This window comes from Pseudomonas sp. SDO55104_S430, assembly GCF_054070595.1.
In genome coordinates this window covers 1-7089 of the sequence record NZ_JBSVXG010000265.1, presented here as the reverse complement: position 1 = coordinate 7089, position 7089 = coordinate 1, and the positions used below count along the sequence as shown (strand labels likewise).

General features: G+C 61.3%; 8 protein-coding genes. 3 read left to right on the top strand and 5 right to left on the bottom strand.

Annotated elements, in window-relative coordinates; genetic code table 11:
* Positions 1–157: 157 nt before the first annotated feature.
* Positions 158–1066, bottom strand: coding sequence for a DMT family transporter (locus ACW9JE_RS27010; protein ID WP_457434496.1), 909 nt, complete (start codon positions 1064–1066; stop codon positions 158–160).
* A 98-nt stretch (positions 1067–1164) separates the two neighbouring features.
* Here ACW9JE_RS27010 and ACW9JE_RS27005 point away from each other — a divergent pair, with 98 nt between their 5' ends.
* On the top strand, positions 1165–2028 hold the full coding sequence (locus tag ACW9JE_RS27005) for a LysR family transcriptional regulator (RefSeq protein ID WP_224534606.1): 864 nt from the start codon (positions 1165–1167) through the stop codon (positions 2026–2028).
* A gap of 151 nt (positions 2029–2179) precedes the next feature.
* Here ACW9JE_RS27005 and trhP read toward each other — a convergent pair whose 3' ends face one another.
* The gene (gene trhP, locus ACW9JE_RS27000; protein ID WP_457434495.1) at positions 2180–3505 is read right to left on the bottom strand and encodes a prephenate-dependent tRNA uridine(34) hydroxylase TrhP; all 1326 of its coding nucleotides are present in this window, start codon (positions 3503–3505) and stop codon (positions 2180–2182) included.
* 163 nt (positions 3506–3668) lie between these two features.
* Here trhP and ACW9JE_RS26995 point away from each other — a divergent pair, with 163 nt between their 5' ends.
* Entirely contained in the window at positions 3669–4730 is a 1062-nt protein-coding gene (locus ACW9JE_RS26995; protein ID WP_457434494.1) for an AI-2E family transporter, read from the top strand.
* On the opposite strand, the gene ACW9JE_RS26990 is transcribed toward ACW9JE_RS26995, so the two are convergent.
* The 3 genes from ACW9JE_RS26990 to ACW9JE_RS26980 all read right to left on the bottom strand — a co-directional run bounded on the left by ACW9JE_RS26990 (position 4727) and on the right by ACW9JE_RS26980 (position 5925).
* Positions 4727–4918 (bottom strand): hypothetical protein, encoded by a 192-nt coding sequence (locus ACW9JE_RS26990; RefSeq protein WP_175380057.1) that lies wholly within the window; start codon positions 4916–4918, stop codon positions 4727–4729. The two genes, ACW9JE_RS26995 and ACW9JE_RS26990, sit on opposite strands and share 4 nt — an antisense overlap.
* Before the next feature lie 114 nt (positions 4919–5032).
* The gene (locus tag ACW9JE_RS26985) at positions 5033–5227 is read right to left on the bottom strand and encodes a hypothetical protein (RefSeq protein ID WP_224534642.1); all 195 of its coding nucleotides are present in this window, start codon (positions 5225–5227) and stop codon (positions 5033–5035) included.
* 335 nt (positions 5228–5562) lie between these two features.
* A complete protein-coding gene (locus tag ACW9JE_RS26980) occupies positions 5563–5925 on the bottom strand; it encodes a hypothetical protein (RefSeq protein ID WP_224534644.1) in 363 nt (120 codons plus the stop codon).
* A 245-nt stretch (positions 5926–6170) separates the two neighbouring features.
* On the opposite strand from ACW9JE_RS26980, the gene ACW9JE_RS26975 reads away from it, so the two are divergent.
* On the top strand, positions 6171–6989 hold the full coding sequence (locus tag ACW9JE_RS26975; protein ID WP_457434493.1) for a shikimate 5-dehydrogenase: 819 nt from the start codon (positions 6171–6173) through the stop codon (positions 6987–6989).
* Positions 6990–7089: the final 100 nt, after the last annotated feature.

Here is a 7089-nt window from a genome sequence, read left to right as displayed (position 1 = left end):
CACAACATCAAAAACAGTATTGCAGAAAAGGGGGTAACCATAGATGTAGGAGCGAATTTATTCGCGATGGTCGTAAACGATAACGTTGGCTGCCTGATGCCCCGCGGTGTCTGAACGTCCATCGCGAATAAATTCGCTCCTACAGTGGCGGTGCATGTCAGACACGCGCCGTCTGGACCAAGGGCCGCCGCTCCAGATTCAACGCCAGCACACTGATCAACACCACCACACCTCCCACCGCGACCATCAAGGTCGGCCGCTCTCCCAGGGTCATCGAGGCAATCGCCATCGCCGTCGGCGGCACCAGGTACAGCGTCATCGTCGCCCGACTCAAGTCCACATGGGCCAGCACATACGCCCAAGCCAGATACGCCAGGGCACTCGGGAAAATCCCCAGGGCAAACACCGCCAACTGCACCCGCACCGGCGCGTTCAGTACCTGCTCCATCAAGCCCGGCAGGTAAATCAGCAGCAAAAACGTCCCCGACCAGACCGTGTAGCAAACCAGGGTCAACCCGTCATAACGCCCGCTGTGGTGTTTCTGCAGGCCGAAGTACAGACTCCAGGACAAAGCTGCCAGCAGGATCAGCAAGCCATGGGCGTCGATGCTGCCCAGGCCACGATCGCCCGCCACCACAATCACCACGCCGATCAGACCGAGGATCACGCAACCCCAGCGCCAGACGCTGACCCGATCCTTGAATACAAAGCGCGCGAGCAGGGTGCTGAACAGCGGCGTTGTCTGCGCCAATACGCTCGACGCCCCGGCACTCACGCCCTGTTGGCCGAAGTTGATCGCCACGTGATGCAGGCTCACCGCGAAGAAACCCAGCCCCATCAACAGCGGCACATCGCGAAGTTTCGGCAGGCGAATGCCCTTGAACACCGCCACCAGGGCCATGAACAGCGACGCCAGAAGAAAGCGCGCCAGTGCCAGGTGCACAGGGTCGTAGGCCTGCAAGCCGATGTGGATGCCGCTCGGGGAGTAACCCCAGCAGGCGACCACGAAGGCCATGGCGAGGATGATTTTGACGGGTGAAGCGGGGGAGGGTGTCAGGGCGTTCATAGGTGTGCACCGGATGGCAGATGCCCGAAGTATCCGAACTCGAATCATTCGCCACAACTGACTTATACTGCGCAAACCGTTCACTTTGAGTGATGAATATGGAGCTGTCGCAGATCCGCATGTTCAAGACCGTCGCCGAGGTCGGCAGCATCGCCCGGGCGGCCGAAGTGCTGCATTGCGTGCCGTCGAACATCACGGCGCGGATCAAGGCGCTGGAGGCGGAGTTGGGCGTGGCGCTGTTTCTGCGGGAGGGCCGCGGGCTGCGCATCAGCCCTTCGGGCCAGACCTTTCTTGCGTACGCCCTGAAAATCCTCGCCCTGACTGCCGAGGCCAAACGCGCGGTGGACCCGGCCGCCGAGCCCTCCGGGCCGTTGCGCATCGGCGCTATCGAGTCTTCGGCCACTGGCCGCCTGCCGCGCCTGCTGGCGAAATTCCACAAGCGCTATCCGGCGGTGGCGCTGGAGCTGACCACCGGTGCCTGGGGCCAGTTGCTCGACGACACCCTCAACCATCGCCTGGACGGCGCGATCGTCGCCGTGGATGTGGAGCGCTCGCACCTCAAGCGCACGCCGATGTACCGCGAAGACCTGCTGCTGATCGCTTCGACCTCGCTGGGGCCGGTGCGCGACATCACCGATTTGCAGGACAAGACCGTCTTCATGTGGCCCCAGGGCTGTCCGTATCGCGCGGCGCTGGAACATTGGCTGCTGCGCCAGGGCCAGGCACTGCCGATTGTCAGCCTGGCCAGTTATGGCGCGATTGTCGGCTGCGTCAGCGCCGGGGCCGGCGTGGCGCTGGTGCCCAAGGGGGTGTTCGATCAGTACGCGAAGGGGGCGGGGTGCGTGGGGTATGAGTTTCCTGAACTGACGGCGATCGATAATTTGTTTTATTGGCATGAGAACGCCGGGGTGCATCCGGCGCGGGAGGCGTTTGTGGCGATGTTGCGGGAGGAGTTTGCGTAGGGGCGGTCTGCTCATGTAAGTGCTATCAGCTGTAGGAACTTGTCAATTGTGGGAGCGAGCCTGCTCGCGATGGTCGTCAACGATCACGCTGGCTGTCTGGGTGCCCGAGTTGGCTGGACCCCATCGCGAGCAGGCTCGCTCCCACAAAGGATCAGGCTATGCCGATGTCTCTCATCAGCAGACCGAAATTCAGATCCACCGCATCCGGAATCGGCAGATACACCGTATGCCCATCCCCCGGTGCCACATCGATCGCCTCGCCCTTGGCGTTCTGCATCTGGTGCAGATCGAAGTGAAAATTCCCCTTGGGCGTCATCAACTCCATGTGATCACCCAGACCAAACCGATTTTTCACCTTCACCTCCGCCAGCCGGTCCCGCCGCTCACCCGTCAGCTCACCGACAAACTGCTGCCGCTCCGACACCGAGCTGCCGTTCTGGTAGTTCTGATACTCGTCATGCACATGCCGCCGCAAAAAGCCCTCGGTGTAGCCGCGTTGGGCAAGCGACTCCAGATCGGTCATCAGGCTGCGATCAAACTCGCGACCCGCCACCGCATCATCGATTGCGCGGCGATAAACCTGCGTCGTCCGCGCGCAATAATAGTGCGATTTGGTCCGCCCCTCGATCTTCAGCGAGTGCACGCCCATTTGCGTCAATCGCTCGACATGCTGCACGGCGCGCAAATCCTTGGCGTTCATGATGTAGGTGCCGTGTTCGTCCTCGAAGGCCGGCATCAGCTCGTCGGGGCGGTTGGCTTCCTGCAGCAGGAACACCTGATCGGTGGGTGCGCCGATGCCCAGGGTCGGTTCCGGCTGATACTGCTGGACGATTTCGCCGACCTGATTTTCGGTCGCGGGCTGCGCCGAATACTTCCAGCGACAGGCGTTGGTGCAACTGCCCTGATTGGCGTCGCGCTTGTTCATGTAGCCCGACAGCAGGCAGCGGCCGGAATACGCCATGCACAACGCACCGTGGACGAACACCTCAAGCTCCATGGCCGGGACTTCGCGGCGGATCTCGGCGATTTCCTCAAGCGACAGCTCCCGGGACAGGATCACCCTGCTCAGGCCCTGTTGCTGCCAGAACTCGACACTCGCCCAGTTCACCGTGTTGGCCTGCACCGACAGGTGAATCGGCGTCTGCGGGTAATGTCGGCGCACCAGCATGATCAGGCCGGGATCGGACATGATCAGCGCATCGGGCGCCATGGCGATGATCGGCGCCAAGTCCTTGAGGAAGGTTTTGAGCTTGGCGTTGTGCGGCGCGATGTTGACCACCACGTAGAAGCGCTTGCCCTGGGCCTGTGCCTCGCGGATGCCGAGGGCGAGGTTGGCGTGGTCGAACTCGTTGTTGCGCACCCGCAAGCTGTAGCGCGGCTGGCCGGCGTAGACCGCATCGGCACCATAGGCGAAGGCGTAGCGCATGTTTTTCAGGGTGCCGGCGGGGGCGAGCAATTCGGGGGCGATGAGGTTCATGGCGGGCCAGGTCGCAAAAACCGCGCAGGGTATACGCCTTGCCCCGAGGATTTATTGATCTGGATCTATGCTTGTTGCACAAAGCGATGGCACTCGCGCGAGCGGTTGTGGCCTAAGCATCAGGGCGCACGCGGGCGTTGCGGCGCATTGGCGTGGATTGGACATGAACGAAGAAAGCGTACAAAACAAATCCCTGACGATTGTACTGGGCGTGGTGAGCATCGCCTTCATCTGGATTCTGCTGCCGTTTTACGGCGCGGTGTTCTGGGCGGTGATTCTCGGGATACTTTTCGCACCCATGCAAAGGCGGCTGCAACTCAAGCTCGGCTGGCAGCGCAACCTCACGTCGTTGCTCACGCTGAGCATTTGCCTGGTGATCGCCATTCTGCCGGTGATCATCATCAGCATCCTGATGGTTCAGGAAGGGGCGGCGGTGTACCAGCGCATCGAGAACGGTGAGCTGGACATCGCCGGCTATGTGCAACAGTTCAAACACAGCCTGCCGCCGTATTTCCAGCACATGCTCGATCGCCTGGGTCTCGGCGGGCTGGAAGCGATGCGCGAAAAGATCATCAAGAGCGCGGTCACAGGCGGCCAGGTGCTGGCGACTCAGGCCTTCAGCTTCGGCCAGGGCACGTTCGAGTTCATCGTCAGTTTTTTCATCATGCTGTACCTGCTGTTCTTCTTTCTGCGCGACGGCGCCGATCTCGCGCGCAGGGTGCGCGCTGCCGTGCCGCTGGAGGAACAGCAAAAGCGTCGTCTGCAACTCAAGTTCAATCGCGTGGTGCGGGCCACGGTCAAAGGCAATCTGGTGGTCGCGATCACGCAGGGCGCGCTGGGCGGGGCGATTTTCTGGTTTCTGGACATTCCCAGTGCGTTGCTCTGGGCGGTGCTGATGGCGTTCCTTTCGCTGTTGCCAGCGGTCGGCGCGGGGATCGTCTGGGCACCGGTGGCAGCCTTCTTTCTGTTCACCGGGGCGGTCTGGCAGGGTGTGGTGCTGGGGCTGTTCGGGGTGTTCGTGATCGGCCTGGTGGATAACGTGCTGCGCCCGATTCTGGTGGGCAAGGACACGAAGATGCCGGACTACATGATCCTCATTTCGACTCTCGGTGGCCTGGCGATTTTCGGGCTCAATGGCTTTGTCATCGGCCCGCTGATTGCGGCGCTGTTCATGTCGAGCTGGGACATCTTCCTGGAGACCAAGCCGCGGGTTCAGCTGCCTTAGGCGCTGAGCTTGCCGGCGTGTTCCGAGGTGTAGCGTTGCGACATGGCCTGGGCCGCCGGCAGCGAGGTGAGCGGGCCGCTGACCTGTTCGCCATCGAGCACCAGATACCAGCAGGCCAACAAGCCCGATGCTCTGAGCGTTGCGGGAACGGCACTGCCGACTACGGACATGATCTGAACTTGGGACATTTCGGGCTCTCCATCAATCTATGGAGATACCTTACGAGCCCGGCGAAATTTCCGACAATCACCGTTTTCGATAGTGGTCATTGACGCCGTTGAGGCTATCGGACCGCCTGTCGCTCAGTCGACCACCTGATCGAGCATGTGCACCACTTCGCGCTCGTTGAGCAGGCCCTTGCGCACCAGATCCTGGGTCAGCAACGAGAGAAACTTGGCCGTGCGATGGCCTTCCAGCTGCTTGAGCTCGGTGAGGGTGTTGTACACCTTGCTCGAGGTGCACAGACCGACAATGTGGTGCGGGTTCTGCGTGGGCATGGGGGCGTCCTTGTTGTAATTAACCTGTTGTTGGCGGACAGGTTCGAGCTTGCGGATCCGACATGACACCAATATGACCGTTTGCACGGGCGAAACTGTCCCGATAGCGACACCGACGAGAGGTATCCAGACCAACTCCGACGAACGGTCACCCTCGACCCTGTAGGAGCCGAGCTTGCTCGCGATGGTCGTCAACGATAACGCTGGCTGCCTGGCTCCCCGCGGCGTTTTCGGGTGCATCGCGAGCAAGCTCGGCTCCTACAGGTTCAGGTGTGATTTCAAATGACGGACATAAAAAAGCCCCGCAATTTCCGGCGGGGCCTGTTTTGTGCCTGTCAGTAGTGGCCATAAGGGCGGCCATAGTAACCGCGAGGCGGGCCGTAATAGCCGCGGGGCGGTCCGTAGTAGACCGGAGCCGGGCGGTAGTAGATCGGTTGCTGCACATACACCGGCGCCGGCTGGTAATAGACCGGTGGGGGCGGTGCGTAGTAGACCGGTGGCGGCGCCGCATACACAGGCTGCGGCGCGACATAGACCGGCCGGTTGGCGTTGATGAGTGCCGAGCCGACGATGGCCGAGCCAACGATCGCGCCAAAGACCGCCGGGCCTTCCCAACCGCCACCGCCGTGTGCTTCTGCCTGCCCTGCGATAGCCAGAGCGCCGATCAGCAAGGCAACTGTGGGGATTTTACGGATCATGATAATTCCTCGGTTCTTCGACCCGGCGCTTGGCTCTGCAATAGACCCAAGGATCGTCGCGGGGATACTTCTAAGACAGCGTTTTTCTGAAAATCAGCACAGCGGCAAGGTAAATTTTGTGTAAGGTCTGTACCGGCTCGTTTACCGACGTTCAATCCGGCATTCGGCCACGGGAATATGATCGAACAGAACACGATGGGCTGGCTAATCCCGTCCATCCGAAAGTGCATTGCAAGGAGATTCACATGCAGATGAACCCTGACAGAAACACCCAGCTATGCATGTCGCTCTCCGGGCGCCCCGGCAACTTTGGCCTGCGGTTTCACAACCACCTGTATGAACAACTGGGCCTGAACTTCTACTACAAGGCCTTCAGCAGCAAGGACCTGCCGGGCGCGGTGGGAGGCATCCGTGCCCTGGGCATTCGCGGTTGCGGCGTGTCGATGCCGTTCAAGGAAGCCTGCATCGCGCTGGTTGACGAAATGGACGCCTCGGCCGCGGCAATTCAATCGATCAACACCATCGTCAATACCGACGGCCACCTCAAGGCCTACAACACCGACTACATCGCCGTCGCCCAACTGCTGGAAACCCACGCGGTGCCCAAGGACGTGACCTTCGCCCTGCGCGGCAGCGGCGGCATGGGCAAGGCCGTGGCCAGCGCCTTGCGTGACGGCGGTTACAGCAACGGCCTGATCGTGGCGCGAAACGAAGCGGCGGGGCGTGCCCTGGCGGACTCACTGGGCTACGAATGGCAGGCGGAACTGGGTGAGCGTCGGCCGCAGATGCTGGTCAACGTGACGCCGGTGGGGATGGATGGCGGACCCGAGGCCGGGCAACTGGCGTTCGAGGCTGACGTCATCAAGGCGGCTGACATCATCTTCGATGTGGTGGCGATTCCCTCGGAAACGCCGATGATCGTGCGCGGCAGGGCCGAAGGCAAGAAGGTGATTACCGGGCTTGAGGTGATCGCGATTCAGGCGCTGGAGCAGTTTGTGCTGTACACCGGTGTGCGGCCGACGGATGAGCAGTTTCAGAAGGCGGTGGCGTTTGCTCGGGGGTAAATGTTCAACATAGGCGTTGACATCACTGGCCTCTTCGCGGGCAAGCCCGCTCCCACAGTGAGCTGTGGTGTCCACACATAATGTGATCGACAAACGGAAC